At 66.9% G+C, this 17,755-nt stretch carries 14 protein-coding genes; 7 read left to right on the forward strand and 7 right to left on the reverse strand.

Going from position 1 to position 17,755, the window contains the following annotated elements; translation table 11 throughout:
- Window positions 1-85: 85 nt before the first annotated feature.
- The 6 genes from fabV to queA all read right to left on the reverse strand — a co-directional run bounded on the left by fabV (window position 86) and on the right by queA (window position 7,823).
- The gene (gene fabV / locus QMX81_RS05110; RefSeq protein WP_282259312.1) at window positions 86-1,345 is read right to left on the reverse strand and encodes an enoyl-ACP reductase FabV; all 1,260 of its coding nucleotides are present in this window, start codon (window positions 1,343-1,345) and stop codon (window positions 86-88) included.
- 808 nt (window positions 1,346-2,153) lie between these two features.
- Entirely contained in the window at window positions 2,154-3,128 is a 975-nt protein-coding gene (gene secF / locus QMX81_RS05115; protein ID WP_121042091.1) for a protein translocase subunit SecF, read from the reverse strand.
- Window positions 3,129-3,147: 19 nt separating this feature from the next.
- Window positions 3,148-5,001: a protein translocase subunit SecD gene (secD, locus tag QMX81_RS05120; RefSeq protein ID WP_121042089.1), complete on the reverse strand. Its 1,854-nt coding sequence runs from the start codon at window positions 4,999-5,001 to the stop codon at window positions 3,148-3,150.
- Between the two features lie 58 nt (window positions 5,002-5,059).
- Window positions 5,060-5,404: a preprotein translocase subunit YajC gene (gene yajC, locus QMX81_RS05125; RefSeq protein WP_121042087.1), complete on the reverse strand. Its 345-nt coding sequence runs from the start codon at window positions 5,402-5,404 to the stop codon at window positions 5,060-5,062.
- A gap of 154 nt (window positions 5,405-5,558) precedes the next feature.
- Window positions 5,559-6,689, reverse strand: coding sequence for a tRNA guanosine(34) transglycosylase Tgt (gene tgt, locus QMX81_RS05130; RefSeq protein ID WP_121042085.1), 1,131 nt, complete (start codon window positions 6,687-6,689; stop codon window positions 5,559-5,561).
- Between the two features lie 66 nt (window positions 6,690-6,755).
- On the reverse strand, window positions 6,756-7,823 hold the full coding sequence (queA, locus tag QMX81_RS05135; protein ID WP_336619080.1) for a tRNA preQ1(34) S-adenosylmethionine ribosyltransferase-isomerase QueA: 1,068 nt from the start codon (window positions 7,821-7,823) through the stop codon (window positions 6,756-6,758).
- A gap of 211 nt (window positions 7,824-8,034) precedes the next feature.
- On the opposite strand from queA, the gene QMX81_RS05140 reads away from it, so the two are divergent.
- On the forward strand, window positions 8,035-9,531 hold the full coding sequence (locus QMX81_RS05140; RefSeq protein ID WP_282259316.1) for an aminotransferase class III-fold pyridoxal phosphate-dependent enzyme: 1,497 nt from the start codon (window positions 8,035-8,037) through the stop codon (window positions 9,529-9,531).
- 281 nt (window positions 9,532-9,812) lie between these two features.
- A complete protein-coding gene (locus QMX81_RS05145) occupies window positions 9,813-10,406 on the forward strand; it encodes a TIGR00730 family Rossman fold protein (RefSeq protein ID WP_282259318.1) in 594 nt (197 codons plus the stop codon).
- A gap of 21 nt (window positions 10,407-10,427) precedes the next feature.
- Here the strand turns inward: QMX81_RS05145 and QMX81_RS05150 are convergent, their stop codons facing one another.
- Window positions 10,428-13,289, reverse strand: coding sequence for an EAL domain-containing protein (locus tag QMX81_RS05150; protein WP_282259415.1), 2,862 nt, complete (start codon window positions 13,287-13,289; stop codon window positions 10,428-10,430).
- A 224-nt stretch (window positions 13,290-13,513) separates the two neighbouring features.
- Between QMX81_RS05150 and QMX81_RS05155 the strand changes: the two genes are divergently transcribed.
- The 5 genes from QMX81_RS05155 to QMX81_RS05175 all read left to right on the forward strand — a co-directional run bounded on the left by QMX81_RS05155 (window position 13,514) and on the right by QMX81_RS05175 (window position 17,680).
- Window positions 13,514-14,068 carry an RNA polymerase sigma factor gene (locus tag QMX81_RS05155; protein ID WP_282259417.1) on the forward strand — a complete coding sequence of 185 codons (555 nt, stop codon included), beginning with the start codon at window positions 13,514-13,516 and terminating at the stop codon, window positions 14,066-14,068.
- Window positions 14,065-15,006: a hypothetical protein gene (locus QMX81_RS05160; RefSeq protein WP_282259320.1), complete on the forward strand. Its 942-nt coding sequence runs from the start codon at window positions 14,065-14,067 to the stop codon at window positions 15,004-15,006. Before QMX81_RS05155 ends, QMX81_RS05160 begins: the two co-directional genes overlap by 4 nt.
- Before the next feature lie 44 nt (window positions 15,007-15,050).
- Window positions 15,051-15,659 (forward strand): YigZ family protein, encoded by a 609-nt coding sequence (locus QMX81_RS05165; protein WP_121042075.1) that lies wholly within the window; start codon window positions 15,051-15,053, stop codon window positions 15,657-15,659.
- Window positions 15,652-17,418: an ABC transporter transmembrane domain-containing protein gene (locus QMX81_RS05170; RefSeq protein ID WP_282259322.1), complete on the forward strand. Its 1,767-nt coding sequence runs from the start codon at window positions 15,652-15,654 to the stop codon at window positions 17,416-17,418. The genes QMX81_RS05165 and QMX81_RS05170 overlap by 8 nt, the downstream gene beginning before the upstream one ends.
- A gap of 67 nt (window positions 17,419-17,485) precedes the next feature.
- Window positions 17,486-17,680: a hypothetical protein gene (locus QMX81_RS05175; RefSeq protein WP_121042071.1), complete on the forward strand. Its 195-nt coding sequence runs from the start codon at window positions 17,486-17,488 to the stop codon at window positions 17,678-17,680.
- Window positions 17,681-17,755: the final 75 nt, after the last annotated feature.

Below are 17,755 nucleotides of genomic sequence, written 5' to 3' on the forward strand. Positions count from 1 at the left end.
GGGCATCAACGGACGCGCCGCGCGGCCATCCGGGCACGCACCGCACCGGTGGATGCCGACCGTTGGTCGGCATCCCTCCTTCCGATCAGGCCATCTCGACCAGGTTCGGAATCTTCACATCGGTGGCGACATCGGCGTCGTAATCCACGCCCTCCACGCCGAACCCGAACAGACGCAGGAAGTCGGCCTTGTAGCCGGCCAGATCGCTGATCTCGTACAGGTTCTCGTTGGTCACCTGCGGCCACAGCGCGACCACCTCGCCCTGCACCTCCGGCGCCATTTCCTTGTAGTCCGCGCGCAGGCGGCCGGCGTCATCGATCAGCGCGACCTTGCGCCCGCCATCGGTAACCAGATCGTGGCGCAGGCGCTCGGTTGCGGTGCCGGCCTCCTTGCCGCCGTAGAGGATGTCGTACAGCGTATCGAGCTGTTCGATGCAGCCTTCGTGCGTGCCCTTGGCCTTCATCACCTTGAACAACAGCGACAGGTACAGCGGCATGGTCGGGATCGCCGAGCTGGCCTGGGTGACCACCGCCTTGAGCACCGACACGCGCGCATCGCCACCGATCGGGGCCAGCTTCTGGCGCAGGCCGACGACCTTCTCGTCCAGGTCCTTCTTCGCCGCACCGATGGAGCCGTTCCAGTAGATCGCCTGGGTGATCTCCTCACCGACGTAGGTGAAGGCCGTGGTGGTCGCGCCCTCGGCCAGCACACCGGCCTCGAGCAGCGCATCGATCCACATCTGCCAGTCTTCGCCGCCCATGACGGCGACGGTGCCGGCGATCTCTTCCGGCGTGGCCGGCTCGATCGTGGTCTCGGTGATCACTTCCTTGTCCGTATCCAGGCCACGCAGCGTGATCGGCGCACCGATCGGCTTGAGCGTGGAGCTGATCACTTCACCGGTCTTGGGATGCTTGCGGCGCGGCGCGGCCAGGCTGTACACCACCTGGTCGACCTGGCCGAGGTCCTGCTTGATCAGCTCGATGACCTTGGCCTTGACCTCATCGGAGAAGGCATCGCCATTGACGCTCTTGGCGTACAGACCGGCCTGATCGGCGTACTTATGGAACGCGGCGGTGTTGTACCAGCCAGCGGTGCCGGGCTTGGTCTCGGTACCCGGGCGCTCGAAGAACACACCCAGCGTGGCGGCATCGCTGCCGAAGGCAGCGGTGATGCGCGCAGCCAGCCCGTAGCCGGTGGAGGCGCCAAGCACCAGCACCTTCTTCGGGCCGTTGGTGATCTTCGGCTTGGACTGGATGTAATCGATCTGCTGCTTGACGGCCGCATCGCAGCCGACGGGATGGGTGGTGACGCAGATGAAGCCGCGCACACGCGGTTTGATGACCATGTAAACCTCGAGGGGGACTGGCGCAGGGCGGACCGGCGCGATGAAAAGGGAGGTCGCGCGCCACCGGAGCGGCTGCGCGGAACGCAAGGGATCGTAGTGCGCAGCGCTGCGGAGTACAACCGACGGGGGTGTATGGCGCCGTGTTGTTCCCTGTAGGCCTGGGACCGGTGAGGGCAGACCGGGACGCGCCGTGAATCCGTCCCTGGAGGCTCGACACCCGCATCCCTGCGGGTGACGGTCCCGCCCTGCCCTCACCGGCCCCTGCCTGACACACGGCCGCTGCGGACGGGAGAGCCGCCACGCATGGCGTGGCTCTACACGGAACACCTGGCGTTATGACGAGTGCATTGGATGCTGAATCCTGGAGATTGGCCGACTGTCGCCGAACCAGGATCGCGCGTGCAGAGAGTCACCAATGCCAAGACCGATTCTTGCCCTACGTAGATCCACGCCAGCGCGGGTGCCGTTGCTTTGCTTTGCGTGGCTTTGCTTTGCGTGGCTTTGCCTTGCTTCGCTCTGCCCTACCAACCGCCATCCAGCCCCCTGTCTGGAGGGTGACGGATAGCGATGTGCAGGACCGTTGGAGCGCCATGGATGGCGCTCACGAGCCCCCAGGGATGGGTTTACGGCGGGTCCAGCACAGCGCTATCCGTCGCCCTCCAACAGTGAGCATCCAAGGCGCCGCTCTGGCTCTGGCTCTGGCTTCGGCTCTGGCTCTGGCTTCGGCCCTGGCTCTGGCTCTGGCCCTGAACAAAAAGAAAGGCCGCGCAATGCGCGGCCTCCCGGATGTTTCAAACCACCAGAAACCTTACGGACGACGCTCCAACGCTTCCACGTCCTTGGCCTTCGGCAGCAGATCCTGCTTGGTCACCGCCAGCGCGCCCATGGTCAGCAGCGGGCAGGCAATGAAGATCGACGACAGCGTACCAATCACCGCACCGATCATCTGGCTCAGCGCCAGCCCTTCCAGCGAACCACCACCGTACAGATACAGCGCCAGCACCGACAGGAAGAACACCAGCGAGGTGATGATCGTGCGCGACAGCGTCTGGTTGATCGAACGGTTCATCACTTCCAGCGGCTCCACACGCAGGCTGCGGAAGTTCTCACGCACACGGTCGAACACCACGATGGTGTCGTTGATCGAGAAGCCCATCACCGACAGCAGGCCGGCCAGCACGGTCAGATCGAACTCACGGCCACTCAGCGAGAAGTAACCCGCCACCACCAGCACGTCGAACAGCGTGGTGATGATCGCCACCATCGCGAACTTCCACTCGAAGCGGAAACCGATGTAGATCAGGAAGCCGATCAGCACGAACAGCGCCGCGTACAGGCCGTTCAGCGCCAGCTCCTTACCGACCTGCGGGCCGACGAACTCGGCACCCACGATGGCGGCCTGGTTGCCCTCCATCGAGATCGCCTTCTGCACGGCTTCGGCGGTGCGGTTGTTGGCCTCACCGGCGTTCTCGCCTTCGGCCATCTCCTGCGGCTGCAGACGGATCAGCAGATTGCTGCCGCTGCCGAAGCTCTGCACCTGGGCACCGGCATAACCGGCACCTTCCAGATGCTCGCGCACGGCATCGACGTCAGCGGGCTTGTCGAAGCGGACTTCGACCACGGTGCCGCCGGTGAAGTCCAGCGCGTAGTTGAAGCCCTTGAAGGCAATGCAGCCGATGGCGGCAATGAACACCAGCGCCGCCAGACCGATGGCCACCCAGCGGGTGCGCATGAAGTCGAACTTGGTGTCGTTCGGGATCAGATGCAACGGGAAAAGTTTCATGGTTTCTATTCGCTTCCCGTCAGATGGCCAGGGTCTTGAGCTTCTTGCGGCGGCTGTAGACCAGCACGGCAAGGGCACGCGAGACGGTAATTGCAGTGAACATGGAGGCCAGGATGCCGACGATCATGGTCACGGCGAAGCCCTTCAACGGACCGGTACCGAACGCATACAACGCCACACCCGCCAGGATGCCGGTGAGGTTGGCGTCCAGGATGGTCCCGGAAGCCTTCTCGTAACCGGCCACGATGGCCGTCTTGGGCGGCATGCCGGCCCGCAGCTCTTCACGGATACGTTCGTTGATCAGCACGTTGGCGTCGACCGACAGGCCGATCGACAGCGCCAGACCGGCGAAGCCGGGCAGCGTCATCGTCGCACTGAACAGCGACATCACCGCCACCACGATCAGCAGGTTGAACAGCATGGCCACCGAGGTGATCACGCCGAACATGCGGTAGTACACGGTGAAGAAGATCAGGGTGAACAGGAACGCGAAGCCGACCGCGGTCACGCCGCGCTCGACGTTCTCCGCACCCAGGCTCGGGCCGACGATGCGTTCTTCAACGAAGTCCATCGGTGCAGCCAGCGAACCGGATTTCAGCAGTTTGGCCAGATTTTCCGCCTCGGTCTTCTCAAGGCCGGTGGTCTGGAAGTTCTTGCCGAACACGCCGTTGATATTGGCGACCGAGATCACTTCTTCCTTGACGCGGAAGCTGCGCACTTCCTTGCCATCGACCACGTTCACGGTCGGGATGCGCTCGGTGTAGACCACCGCCATCGGCTTGTTGACGTTGGCGCTGGTGAAATCGAACATGCGCTGGCCGCCGACATTGTTCAGCGTCACGCTCACCGCCGCGGCGCCGTTCTGGTCGGTGGTGGCCTGTGCGGCGACCATCTGGTCACCGGTCACGATCACGCGCTTGTTGAGCAGGATCGGGCCGCGATTGTCACGCTGCTGGTAGACCTTGGCCTCCGGCGGAATGCGGCCACTGGTGATCGCGTCCTGGGCATTGCCCTCGACCACGGCGCGGTATTCCAGCGTCGCGGTGGCACCGATCATGCGCTTGGCTTCGGCGGTGTCCTGCACACCCGGCAGCTGCACGACCACACGGTCGGCACCCTGACGCTGGATGATCGGCTCGGAAACACCGAGCTGATTGACACGGTTGCGCAGCGTGTTGACGTTCTGCTCGATGGCGCCGTTGGCGATCGCGGTCAGTTCGGCCTCCGGCATGCTCACGGTGATGCGGTTGCCCGCCACCTCGTAGCCCAGCGTCGGCTGCGCCTTGACCATCACTTCGCGGGCACGCGCGGCGGCATCGGCACCGGCGGACGGGCTGATGCTCGCCACGATGGTGTTGTCGCCACGGCGTTCGACCGACTGGTAGGCGATGCGGGCATCGCGCAGGCTGGTGCGCACGTCTTCGGCGTAGGCGTCCAGACGCTTGTCCAGTGCGGCCTTCTGGTCGACCTGCAGCACGAAGTGCACGCCGCCCTGCAGATCCAGGCCCAGCACCATCGGCTTGGCGCCGAGGTCGCTCAGCCACTCCGGCACGGTGGAGGCAAGGTTCAGGGCAACCACGTAGTCCTCGCCCATCTCGTCGCGCAGGGCGTCGTTGGCGGCGGTCTGCGCCTGCAGCGTCGGCAGGCGCACGATCAGGCTGTCGCCTTCCTTGGCCACCGACAACGGCTCCACGCCGGCCTGCTTGAGGTCACCCAGCACGCGGTCGCGCAGGGCGTCGTCGATCTGCCCGCCACGATTGGCGGTGATCTGCACGGCAGGGTCCTTCTGGTAGATGTTGGGCAGTGCGTACAACGCACTGACCGCCAGCACGATCAGGATGAGGAAATACTTCCAGCGTGGAAATTCGAGCATTGCTTGGGTCCCGCGCGGTGCCCGTCCCGGCACCGCGGTTGAACGGAAAGGAGGTGGATCAGTTGGCCGACTTCAGCGTGCCGGTCGGCAGCACATTGCCCACGGCGCCCTTCTGCACGCGGATGCGCACGTTCTCGGCCACTTCGATGGTGATGAAGTTGTCGCCGATGTCGGTGACCACGCCGGCGATGCCGCCGTTGGTCAGCACTTCATCACCGCGCTTGACCTTCTCCAGCATGGCCTTGTGTTCCTTCTGGCGCTTCATCTGCGGGCGGATCATCAGGAAGTACATGATCGCGATCAGGATGATCGGGAACAGCAGGGTGGTCAGGCCCATGCCCTGCGACTGGCCACCGGCGGCCTGGGCGTTGGCGGTGGGAATGAGGAAGGCGAGCAGGTTCATAGTGTGTCCTTGGGTTGGGAGGCGCCCTGCCCCTTGAAGGGTCAGGGAGTCGCCGCGAAACGGGGGTCAGCCTCGAAGTATGCCATGGCCCCGGGAGTTCGTCCTTGGGCCGTTTGGCAGGGTCGGCGCGCCGGATCGGCCGGCGGGGGTCACTTTACAGCGCAGGCGTGACCGCTCCACGAGCCGCGTAGAAAGACTCGCGGAAGGCGGTAAAGGTTCCCGCCGCGATCGCGGCACGCATGTCGGCCATCAACGTCTCGTAGTAATAGAGGTTGTGGATGGTGCCCAGCATCGGCGCCAGCATCTCGTTACAGCGGTCCAGGTGGCGCAGATACGAGCGGGTATAGCCGCTGGTGCAGGCATGGCAGCCGCAGCCCGGCTCGATGGTGTCCATGTCGCGCTCGTAGCGGGCGTTGCGGATGCGCACCGTGCCGAACGAGGTGAAATAGTGGCCATTGCGGGCATTGCGGGTCGGCATCACGCAATCGAACATGTCCACGCCGCGGGCGACGCCTTCGACCAGGTCCTCCGGGCGGCCGACGCCCATCAGGTAGCGCGGCCGGTCGGCCGGCAGGATCGGGTGCATATGGTCGAGCATGGCGTTGCGTTCGTGCTCGGGCTCGCCCACGGCCAGGCCGCCGATGGCGTAGCCATCGAAGCCGATCTGCTGCAGGCCCTCGGCCGAGCGGCTGCGCAGGTCGTGATGGACGCCGCCCTGGACGATGCCGAACAGCGCTGCGTCATTGCCCAGTTCATCGTGCGCGTTGCGGCTGCGCTGCGCCCAGCGCAGGCTCAGTTCCATCGAGGTGCGCGCGACCGGCTCGGTGGCCGGGTACGGGGTGCACTCGTCGAAGATCATCACCACGTCCGAATCGAGCACCTTCTGGATGCGCATGCTCTCTTCCGGGCCCAGGAACACGCGGGCGCCGTCGGTCGGCGAGGAAAAGGTCACGCCCTGCTCGGTGATCTTGCGGCGGTGGGCCAGCGAGAACACCTGGAAGCCGCCGGAGTCGGTCAGGATCGGGCCGTTCCAGCGCGCGAAGCCATGCAGGCCGCCGTGGTCGGCGATCACGTCCAGGCCCGGGCGCAGGTAGAGATGGAAGGTGTTGCCCAGGATGATTTCCGCACCCAGCGCGCGGATCTGCTCCGGCAGGATGCCCTTCACCGAGCCATAGGTGCCCACCGGCATGAAGGCCGGGGTTTCCACGGTCCCGCGCGGGAAGGTCAGGCGGCCGCGGCGGGCGCGACCGTCGGTGGTCTGGAGCTGGAACTGGAGTCGGGACATGGAGCGGTCATTCGGGCAGATAGTCTGCCATTGTCGCCGAAAACGGCCGCGCCTGCCCTGCGGCCGTCAGTCCCCCTGCGGGAACAGCAGCATCGCATCGCCATAGCTGAAGAAGCGGTACTTTTCCGCGATCGCGGCCTGGTAGGCCTCGATCACCCGGGCCTGGCCGGCAAACGCCGAGATCATCATCAGCAGCGTGCTTTCCGGCAGATGGAAGTTGGTCACCATCGCGTCCACGCTGCGGATCCGGTAGCCCGGGGTGATGAAGATCTGGGTTTCCCCGGCGTAGGGCAGCAGTTCGCCGTCGCGCATGGCGCTTTCCAGCGCACGCACCACGGTGGTCCCGACGCCGATCACCCGGCCGCCCGCAGCCCGGGTGCGGCGCACCTGCTGGACCAGCTCGGCGCCGACGTTCAGCCACTCACGGTGCATCACGTGTTCTTTCAGATCGTCCACGCGGACCGGCTGGAAGGTGCCCGCGCCCACGTGCAGGGTCACGTGGCCGAAATCCACGCCCTTGTCCTTCAACGTGGCCAGCAGGGCCTCATCGAAGTGCAGGCCGGCGGTCGGGGCGGCCACCGCGCCGATCTCGCGGGCAAAGACCGTCTGGTAACGCTCGCGGTCGTCCACGCCCGGCTCGCGCTGGATGTAGGGCGGCAACGGCAGCCGGCCGGCGTGCAGCAGCCACTGTTCCAGCGCCTCGGGCACATGGAACTGCAGCACGTAAAACTCGCCGTCGCGGCCCAGCACCTCGGCCTCGCCACCAGCATCCAGTGCGATCCGGCTGCCCGGCTTGGGCGACTTGCTGGCGCCAACCTGCGCGCGGGCCTGCTGGCCACCGAGCAGGCGCTCGATCAGGATCTCGACACGGCCGCCGCTGGCCTTCTGGCCGAACAGACGCGCCGGGATCACCCGGGTGTCGTTGAAGACCAGCAGGTCGCCGGGCTGCAGCAGGTCGGGCAGATCGCGCACCTGGCGGTGATCAAACGCGGCCGGGGCCGGCGGCACCACCATCAGGCGGCTGGCCGAGCGCTCGGCGAGCGGAGCCTGGGCAATCAGTTCAGGCGGCAGGTCGTAGTTGAAATCGGACTTCTTCAAGGCAGCGCACGGCAACGTGTAGGCAATGTCGGCCATTGTACGACTGGCCCTCGGTGGCAACGAAGGATTCGCCAAACGTCGCGCAAAATGCTGCTTTGCAACAGTTTTTGACGGGGTTATCGCGCGAAAAACCGCGTGCTAGCATCGAGCCGGAAGTCTGATGCACGAGCAGGAATGCCCGAAGCGCGCGCGAATAGACGCGCGTTTTGCTTTTCCGCCGTGCCGCCATCGTTTCAGGAGATCTGCAATGAGCTTCATCGAACGTCTCGCCCCGCTCCGCGCCCAGCCCGGCACCCGCCTCACCACCGGCCTGGATGACGCCACCCTCGAACGCCTGGCCGCCGGCCACCCTGCCCTGGTCGCCGCCATCGACGCCGCCGCCGCTGAATTCGAGCGCGTGCGCGCCGATCTTGGCGGCCTGCTGGCACTGGACGAGCGCGCCCAGATCGATGCGATGCAGGAGGGCTTCGTCAATTTCTATGCCGATGATGCGGTCACCCCGTACGTTGCCCTCGCCGCCCGTGGCGCATGGGTGGTCACCCTGAAGGGCGCGGTGCTGTACGACGCCGGCGGCTACGGCATGCTCGGCTTCGGCCATACCCCCGAGGCGGTGATGGAGGCCATGGCGGCCCCGCAGGTCATGGCCAATGTGATGACGCCCAGCCTGTCCCAGCAGCGCTTCATCCAGGCCCTGCGCAAGGAGATCGGCCACCGCCGCGGCGGCTGCCCGTACAGCCACTTCATGTGCCTGAATTCGGGCTCCGAAGCGGTCGGGCTGGCTGCCCGCATCGCCGACGTCAACGCCAAGCTGCAGACCGATCCGGGCGCCCGCCACGCCGGTGCGAAAATCAAGCGCGTGGTGGTCAAGGGCAGTTTCCACGGCCGCACCGACCGCCCGGGCCTGTATTCCGACTCCAGTCGCAAGACCTACATGCAGCACCTGGCCAGCTACCGCGGCGAGGACACGGTCATCGCGATCGCGCCCTATGATGAAGTGGCGCTCAAGCGCGTGTTCGCCGAGGCCGAACAGAACCACTGGTTCATCGAAGCGGTGTTCCTGGAGCCGGTGATGGGCGAAGGCGACCCCGGCCGCTCGGTGCCGCCCGCGTTCTATGCGCTGGCCCGCGAACTGACCCGCCAGCACGGCAGCCTGCTGCTGCTGGACTCGATCCAGGCCGGCCTGCGCGCGCACGGCGTGCTGTCGATCGTGGATTACCCGGGCTTTGAAGGCCTGGACGTGCCGGACATGGAAACCTACTCCAAGGCGCTCAATGCGGCGCAGTTCCCGCTCTCCGTGCTGGCCGTGACCGGGCACGCCGCGCAGCTGTATCGCAAGGGCATCTACGGCAACACCATGACCTCCAACCCGCGGGCGCTGGACGTGGCCTGCGCCACACTGTCGCTGCTGACCCCGCAGGTGCGCGAGAACATCCGCGTGCGCGGCCAGGAAGCCGTGCGCAAGCTGGAACAGCTCAAGACCGAGCTGGGCGGGCTGATCACCAAGGTCCAGGGCACCGGCCTGCTGTTCTCCTGCGAGCTGGCCCCGCAGTTCAAGTGCTACGGCACCGGCTCCACCGAAGAGTGGTTGCGCAACCATGGCATCAATGTGATCCATGGCGGTGAGAACTCGCTGCGCTTCACCCCGCACTTCGGCATGGACGGCGAGGAGCTGGACCTGCTGGTCGGCCTGGTCGGCCGCGCGTTGAAGGAAGGTCCGCGCCGGGAGCAGTCGCAGGCGGCCTGAGGCCGGCTTCCTTGCGGGTGTGAACCCGCAGGGGGTCGCCGACCGACGGTACGAGAAACGGCAGGCGACCAACGGCCGGCTCTGCCCCGGTGCGCCATCCCGGTGGAGCCGACCGTTGCTCGGCCGTCGTCACCGATGGCCGATTGGCCCCCGCGCCCGAAACGCGCGATAATCCGCCACCGCACCTGCGGAACGACACCCCGTCACGAGACCAGCGCACCGGTCATCGGCGGGGCTTTTTCGTTTCCGGTCGCTACAGATTCGGACAACAGGAAGATCCAATGAAGTCGATTTGCGTTTACTGTGGTTCCAACCCCGGCAGCAAGCCGGTCTACACCGAGCGCGCCATCGCGTTGGGTGACCGCATCGCCCGCGACGGCCTGCGCCTGGTCTACGGCGGCGGCAACGTCGGCCTGATGGGCACCGTGGCCAACGCCGTGCTCGCCGGCGGCGGTGAAGTCACCGGCGTGATCCCGCAGCAGCTGGCCGATTGGGAAGTGGCCCACCGCGGCCTGACCGAGCTGGAAATCGTCGGTTCGATGCACGAGCGCAAGTCGCGCATGTTCGACCTCTCCGATGCGTTCGTCGCCCTGCCCGGCGGTTTCGGCACCATGGAAGAAATCTTCGAGATGCTGACCTGGCGCCAGCTGGGCATCGGCAACAAGCCCTGCGCGTTCCTGGATGTGGACGGCTTCTATGCCCCGCTGATCGGCATGATCGATCGCATGGTCGAAGAGCGCTTCCTGCACCCGGCCCAGCGCGCGGACCTGTGGTATGGCTCGGACATCGATGAAATGCTGACCTGGATGCGTGCCTACGAGCCGGCGCAGGCCTCCAAGTGGATCGACGAAAAGCGGGCCAACGCGCTGCGTTGATCCCTGCGGCGCCGCGACGGTTCAGGCCGTCGCGGTGGTTGCCATCGGGGCCGGCCTGCCGAGCAGATAGCCCTGGCCGTAATCGCAGCCGAGCTGCAGCAACGTGTCGTGCTGGGCCTGGGTTTCGATGCCCTCACCCACCGTTTCGATGCCCAGCGTGCGCGCCAGTGACAGCACGCCCTGCACCAGCGCATGCGTGCTCTGCATGTCCTGCCCGTGCAGGCCGGCGATGAAGGACTGGTCGATCTTCAGCGTCGAGATCGGGAACCGGTGCAGGTAGGACAGCGCCGAAAAGCCGGTGCCGAAATCATCCAGCTGCACCAGCACCCCACGCTCACGCAGGGTCTGCAGGATGCGCAGTGTCCGCGGGCCGTCATCGAGCAGCGCCACCTCGGTGATCTCCAGCCGCAACCGGTGCGGATCGGCACCGGCCGCTTCGATGAGGCCGAACAGGCGCGTGCTGAAATCGGCCGAGCGGAAGTGGCGCGGCGATACGTTCACCGAGAGATAGCCACGGCCACCGCGCGCGAGCTGGGTGATCACCTGTTCGTACAGCAGCCAGTCCACCTGTTCGATCAGGCCGCTCTCTTCGCCCAGATCCAGGAACGCACTCGGCAGCAGCAGCCCGCGGCGCTCATGCTGCCAGCGCAGCAGCGCCTCGTGGCCGACCAGTTCGCCGTCGCTGAGCCGCACGATCGGCTGATAGAACGGCATGAAATCCCGGTTGATGATGGCCCGGCGCAGGTCCGCCTCCAGATCCAGGCTGCGCAGGGCCTGCTCGCGCATCGCCTCATCGAATACGGCGCAGCGATCATTGCCCTGCGCCTTGGCGCGGTACATCGCCGCATCCGCATCGCGCACCAGTTCCTCGCCGTTGCGGTAGCGCGGGTTCCACATGGCGATACCCAGGCTGCCCGAGGGGAACAGCTCGCGCCCCTTCACCCACATCGACTCTTCCAGCGCCACCAGCATCCGCTGGGAAAACTCCAGCGCCGAGGCCAGGCCATCACCGCACTGGAGCAGGATCGCGAACTCATCGCCGCCCAGCCGCGCGACCACGTCCTGCGCGGAGATCATCGAGACGATGCGCTTGGCCACCTCCACCAGCATCTGGTCACCGGCAGCATGGCCGATGCTGTCGTTGACCAGCTTGAAGCGATCCAGGTCCAGAAACAGCACGGCAAAGCCCTGGCTCTCGTTGGTGCGCGCACGCACGATCGCGTCTTCCAGCCGATCCAGCAGATGCAGGCGGTTGGGCAGCCCGGTCAGCGCGTCGTGCATGGCCTGGTGGGTGAGGCGCTGTTCGGCACGCAGGCGCTCGCCGATCTGGCCCAGCAGTCTGTCGTTGACGTCGGCCAGCTCGCGGGTGCGCTCGTCCACGCGCTGTTCCAGATCGGCATGCGCATTGCGCAGCCGCTCCTGGTCGCGCTGGCGGGACAGCCCGTTGCCGATGTTCTGTGCCACGAAGGTGAGCAACCGCTGGTCGTGCACGGTGAACACCACCTCCGGCGAATAACTCTGCACCACGATCACACCGACCACATCGTCATCGCTCAACAACGGCACACCCAGCCAGCAGTTCGAGCGCGCGCCGAACTCGCGCACCACGCCACTGTCGCGCAGCGCATCGATGCGCTCGCGCGTGGCCAGCAGCGGTTGCCGGTTGCGCACGATGAACTCGGTCAGGCCTTCACTGAAGGGGCGCGGTGCGCGCGACGGGTTGTACTCGTCCACCGAGTACACGAACTCCAGTCCGTCGCCTTTTTCGTTGACCAGGGCGATATAGAAGTTACGTGCATCCAGCAGCGTCCCGACGACGCCGTGCACCTGGCCGTAGTACTGCGACAGCGATTCAGCGCTCATCGCCAGCTCGGCGATGTTGAACAGCGCCAGCTGCAGTTTTTCGGCACGACGGCGCTCGACGACTTCTTCCTGCAGGTTGCGGTTGGCGCGCTGCAGTTCGACCGTGCGGCGCTCGACCTGGCGTTCCAGCTGCACCTGCGCCTGGCGCCGGTCCATCGCGGTCAGGATGTGCTGGGCGACATAACCCAGCAGGGTGCGGTCGGCCTCGCCATAACGCGCCCGGTGCTCGTAGCTCTGCACCACGATGGCACCACAGACCCGCCCATCGCGCAGCATCGGCACGCCCAGCCAATCCAGGCTTTCCGGCCCACGCTCGGGGTCGTGCTCGTCATCAAGGACGGCCAGCAGCTCCCGCGAGGGCCCGCTCAATGGCTCGCCATGCCGCAGCAGCGCGAAGGTGAGGCTGCGCGGCATTTCGTGTTCTTCGTAGCTGCGATCCGGGTCAGCAACGAAATCATCTTTCTGGTCGGCGAAATACAGGAAGCGGACCCGGTGGCGGATGTCGTCGTACTCGACGATGAAACAGTTCTGCGCGTACATCAGCGAATTGAGCACGCGATGGAAGTGGCGCAGCATCTCGGCCATTTCCAGATCCGCACCGGCCAGATCGGCGATTTCATAGAGCGCCTGCTGCAGGCGTTTGGACTCCTCCAGGGAGGCGATCTCGCGGCGCTGCCTCGCCAGCAGCAGGGTGCTCTGGAACAGGGAGCGCGCCAACGCCCACCACGTGTCCGGCGGTGTCGTCCCGGCGGCCAGGGTCACCTCCAGCGTCAGGTCGGCGCCGCTGTGGCTCCAGCGCTGCTGAAGCGCCATGCCGGCCGAGGTCGCCTGACGCCGCGCGGGAACAGCGTCCGCCGGCGGGGTGCGGCCCTGAGGGTGGTCCAGAGCGCCCTCGCCCAGCACCGGATCCGACCAGGCCAGCGTGATCGCCGCCCCGGCCGGCAACAGGGCGCACAACGCCGTGGCGACCGCGGCAGGGATCACCGCATCACCGTCCCGTTGCACTGAAGAGGTCACCATCTGGCTGGACACGTCGCTCGTCTCTCGGGCGCCGGCTGCCCGGCACCTCCCCTGTCCTGCGAGCATAACGCGCAGACCGGGGGGCAATGGAAGCGCTTCAACCCCATCCGGCGCTGCTGGACGTTGTTACTGCCGTGCCCCAGGTCATCGCCATGCCATCCCGCTCCGCCGCCGCGCGCGCCGTCGACTATGCGAACACCCCCGCAGCGCTTACTCTGTGCGGCGTGGACGCCCTTGCCCTGCCGACCGATGAAGCGCTGATGCTGGCCTGGGCCGGCGGCGACCTGCGTGCGTTCGGGGCGCTGTATGGCCGTCATCGCAGCCGTCTGTACAGCTTCCTGCTGCGCCAGCTGCGCGATGGCGCGCTGGCCGATGAGATGTTCCAGGATGTCTGGCAGCGCGTGATCGCCGCGCGCGCCGGCTGGCAGCCGGACGCCGCCTTCACCACCTGGCTGTTCCGGATCGCCCACAACCGCCTCAACGACCACTGGCGTGCGGCCAGGCACCGGCCTGCGGCCCCGATCGACGCCGATGAGCGGGTCGCGGCGATCGCCGATGCGCGCACCCCGGAAACGCAGCTTTCAGAGTTCGAACAACGCCGCCAGCTGCAGCTGGCAATGGAGCAGCTGCCGCCGGAGCAGCGCGAGGTCCTGCAACTGCGTCTGGAACAGGAATTGAGCCTGGAAGAGATCGCCGAGATTACCGGCGTCGGCCGTGAGACGGTCAAATCGCGACTGCGTTATGCCATGGACAAACTACGCGCGGGGTTGAGCGGATGAACCGCCCGGATTCGCTGACCCCGGAAGAACGCGAACTGGCCCGGCTGCTGGGTCGGCCGAGCGCGACCGGTCCCGCACCGGCGATCGACGAGGCCGTACTCGCGGCCGCGCGTACCGCCGTGGAAGCACCGGCTGCGGACGCTGCTACCTGGAAGCTGCCGCCGGCTGCGCCGGTGCGGGCAACGCGCCCGCGTTCGCGCCTGCCGGCGGTGTTCGGCCTCGCCGCCTCGGTGATCTTCGCGGTCGGCATCGCCTGGCAGCTCAAGCCTGAAGAACCACCCGCGCCACCGCTGGCCGAACCGGTTGCCGCACCCGTACCGGGCGCCGCCGCATCGAGCACGGCAAGGACGGAGGCTGCGCCGGCGCTGGACGCCGCACCGCCACCGGCCCCGGTCGCTGCACCGCCCGTGGTCCAGCAAGCGCGCATGGCGAAAGACACAGCGGCCGCCACCGCGCCAACCGCGGCGCCTGCGCCCGAGCATGCGCGGACGGCCGCCCCGCCCCGCCCGGAAGTGATCACGGCACCCGCGCCGCCTGTTTCCGCACCAGCGCCGGAGGCGGCATCGGCGTATGCCATGGACACAAGCGAACCGGCGCTGGACAGCGTCGTGGTGACCGGCTCCACGATGGACCGCGAAGCACCGCGTGCGGCGCTAAAAAGCGCAGCGCCAGCCAAACCCGCGCCCAGCGCTCCCGGCGTGATGCGCCGCGCCGCCGGGCCGATGGCGGCGCCCGCCTCGGCAGACGAGGCGGTACGTGCCCTTCACCAGGCCGTCGCTGCCGATGCCGGACTGCCGCGCAAGCAATGGCTCAAGCGCATCCGCGAGCGACGCGATGCCGGCGATGTGGATACCGCACGTGCCAGCCTGGAGCGTTATCTGCAGCAGTACCCGGAAGTGCGCATCCCGCGCGATCTCCGCCAGCTGCTCGAGAACTGACGCGGCGCGTACGGTGATCAGGCATCCCCACTAGAATGATGGGAATGCCCGATACGCTCGCCACCCCCGTCAGCCACAGCCTGGAGATCAAGCACAGCCGCTTCATCGCCCATGCCGCGCCGATCCAGAATGCGGCGGCCGCGCTGGAGTTCCTGCAGCAGGTCGCCGTCGCCGATGCCACCCACAACTGCTGGGCCTACCGCTACGGCAACGACTACCGCTCCAGCGACGATGGCGAGCCATCCGGCACCGCCGGCCGCCCGATCCTGGCCGCCATTGATGGCCAGGGCTTCGATCGGGTGATGGTGGTGGTGACACGCTGGTACGGGGGCATCAAGCTCGGTGCCGGCGGCCTGGTCCGCGCGTATGGCGGTACCGCCGCCGAGTGCCTGCGGCTGGCACCACGGCTGCCCCTGATCGCCATGGCCGAGCTGGACGTGCAGGCCGGCTTCGAGGATCTGGGCCCGCTGCATGCCGCCCTGGGCGCCCATCTGGCCGAGAAAGTGGACGAAGCGTTCACCGCCGACGGTGTGAACCTGCACCTGCGCTTGCCAGCCGATCAGGTCGAACCGTTGAAAAACCGCCTCCGCGACGCCACTCGTGATCGTGTCCGTATTGAATCCCGCATCGAACCAGGCCCATCGAATGACTGACGCACCCGTTCCGAACGACACGCCGATGCGCCGATTGGGCAGCTTGAACACCTTGTGGCCGTTCGTCCGCCGGCACGTCGGGCTGTTCAGTGCCTGGCTGGTGGCCTTGGCGGTGTCCTCGGTGGCCACCCTGAGCCTGCCGGTCGCGGTGCGCCAGATGATCGACCACGGCTTCACCAGTGGCGGCCAGATCAACAAGGCCTTCGCCCTGCTGTTCCTGGTCGCGGTGGTGCTGGCGCTGGCCACCGCCGCGCGCTTCTTCTTCGTCTCGCTGCTGGGCGAAAAGGTGGTCGCCGATCTGCGCAGCCGCCTCTACGCCCATCTGATCACGCTGGGTGCCGGCTTCCACGACCGCAGCCGCAGCGGCGAGCTGGTCTCGCGGCTGACCGCCGACAGCGAACTGCTGCGCAGCGTGATCGGCTCGACCATGTCGGTGGCCCTGCGCAGCAGCGTGACCGTGGTCGGCAGCCTGGTGATGCTGTTCGTGACCAGCCCGCATCTGGCGGCGTGGTCGCTGGTCGGCATTCCGCTGGCGGTATTGCCGATCATCATCGGCGCCCGCCGCCTGCGCAATATCGCGCGCGCCAGCCAGGACCGCATCGCCGATGCCAACAGCCTGGCCTCTGAAACCCTGGGGGCGGTACGCACCGTACAGGCGCACGCGCGTGAGCCGTATGAGCGCGGCCGTTTCAATGCCGCGCTGGGCGATGCGATCGGTGCCGCCCGCCGCCGCATCCGCGCCCAGTCGATCGTCACCGCCAGCGCCATCGTGCTGGTGTTCGGTGCCATCGTCGGCGTGCTGTGGCTGGGCGCGCACGAGGTGATCGACGGCAACATGAGCGCCGGTACGCTGGGTCAGTTCGTGCTGTATGCGCTGATCGGCGGCGGTTCGGTCGGTGCGCTGGCCGAGGTCTGGAACGAGCTGCAGCGTGCGTCGGGCGGCATGGGCCGCATTGCCGAGCTGCTGCAGGAAGACGTGGAGATCACCGCCCCGGCCCATCCCACCCCGTTGCCGCAGCCACTGCGCGGCGAGATCCGTTTCGAGGATGTGGTGTTCCACTACCCGCAGCGCCCGGATACCGCTGCGCTGGACCATGTGGATCTGCACGTGCGCCCGGGTGAAACGGTCGCGCTGGTCGGCCCGTCCGGCGCCGGCAAGAGCACCATCCTGTCGATGCTGCTGCGCTTCCACGATCCCGCGGCCGGTCGCATCCTGGTCGATGGCGTGGACCTGCGCGAGGTCGATCCGGCGCAGCTGCGCGAACAGCTGGCGCTGGTGCCGCAGCAGCCCACCCTGTTTGCCAGCAGTGCGTTCGAGAACATCCGCTACGGGCGCCTGGAGGCGACCGATGAGGAGGTGCAGCGCGCGGCCGAAGCCGCCGAGGCCGATGAGTTCCTGCAGGCACTGCCCGAAGGCTATGCCAGCGAGCTGGGCGAGCGCGGTGCGCGCCTCTCCGGTGGCCAGCAGCAGCGCATCGCGATCGCCCGCGCCCTGCTCAAGGACGCCCCGATCCTGCTGCTCGACGAAGCCACCAGCGCCTTGGATGCACAGAGCGAGCGCGCCGTACAGCAGGCGCTGGAGCGGTTGATGGCCGGCCGCACCACGCTGGTGATCGCGCACCGCCTGGCCACCGTGCTCAAGGCTGACCGCATCGTGGTCATGGACCACGGCCGCATCGTCGCCCAGGGCACGCATGCCGAGCTGCTGGCCGAGGGCGGTCTCTACGCCGAACTGGCGCGCCTGCAATTCATCGATTGATGACGGGCCGGTAACACCGGCCATCGCATCCTGCAGCCCTCACTGGATGCGCTGCAGGAGGTGTTTCATGTCGTTCCGACAGTTCCCCGCCACGGATGCCAACGGCGACGATTACGTCATCATCGAGTTCAAGGATGAGCAGGCCGATGCCGCTGCAGGCAGCGGCCAGAGTGCGCGTTACGAGCTGGCCGATGGCCGCCATCTGATCCGCGACGGCCGCGAGTTCCGCACGGCGGGTGGCGAGCTGACCCTCGTCACCTGAGGCGTTGAAAAAAAGTTACGCGGATGTTGGTCAATTTTTGACCAAGCATCTTGACAGCCTTTTACGGCAAGGCGC

This window comes from Stenotrophomonas sp. PS02301 (genome assembly GCF_029959485.1).
Classification (GTDB): Bacteria; Pseudomonadota; Gammaproteobacteria; order Xanthomonadales; family Xanthomonadaceae; genus Stenotrophomonas; species Stenotrophomonas maltophilia_Z.

Coding starts and splice junctions, on each gene's coding strand:
- fabV (WP_282259312.1), bottom strand. CDS start 1,345: ATGGTCATCAAACCGCGTGTGCGCGGCTTCATCTGCGTCACCACCCAT.
- secF (WP_121042091.1), bottom strand. CDS start 3,128: ATGAAACTTTTCCCGTTGCATCTGATCCCGAACGACACCAAGTTCGAC.
- secD (WP_121042089.1), bottom strand. CDS start 5,001: ATGCTCGAATTTCCACGCTGGAAGTATTTCCTCATCCTGATCGTGCTG.
- yajC (WP_121042087.1), bottom strand. CDS start 5,404: ATGAACCTGCTCGCCTTCCTCATTCCCACCGCCAACGCCCAGGCCGCC.
- tgt (WP_121042085.1), bottom strand. CDS start 6,689: ATGTCCCGACTCCAGTTCCAGCTCCAGACCACCGACGGTCGCGCCCGC.
- queA (WP_336619080.1), bottom strand. CDS start 7,823: ATGGCCGACATTGCCTACACGTTGCCGTGCGCTGCCTTGAAGAAGTCC.
- QMX81_RS05140 (WP_282259316.1), top strand. CDS start 8,035: ATGAGCTTCATCGAACGTCTCGCCCCGCTCCGCGCCCAGCCCGGCACC.
- QMX81_RS05145 (WP_282259318.1), top strand. CDS start 9,813: ATGAAGTCGATTTGCGTTTACTGTGGTTCCAACCCCGGCAGCAAGCCG.
- QMX81_RS05150 (WP_282259415.1), bottom strand. CDS start 13,289: ATGGTGACCTCTTCAGTGCAACGGGACGGTGATGCGGTGATCCCTGCC.
- QMX81_RS05160 (WP_282259320.1), top strand. CDS start 14,065: ATGAACCGCCCGGATTCGCTGACCCCGGAAGAACGCGAACTGGCCCGG.
- QMX81_RS05165 (WP_121042075.1), top strand. CDS start 15,051: ATGCCCGATACGCTCGCCACCCCCGTCAGCCACAGCCTGGAGATCAAG.
- QMX81_RS05170 (WP_282259322.1), top strand. CDS start 15,652: ATGACTGACGCACCCGTTCCGAACGACACGCCGATGCGCCGATTGGGC.
- QMX81_RS05175 (WP_121042071.1), top strand. CDS start 17,486: ATGTCGTTCCGACAGTTCCCCGCCACGGATGCCAACGGCGACGATTAC.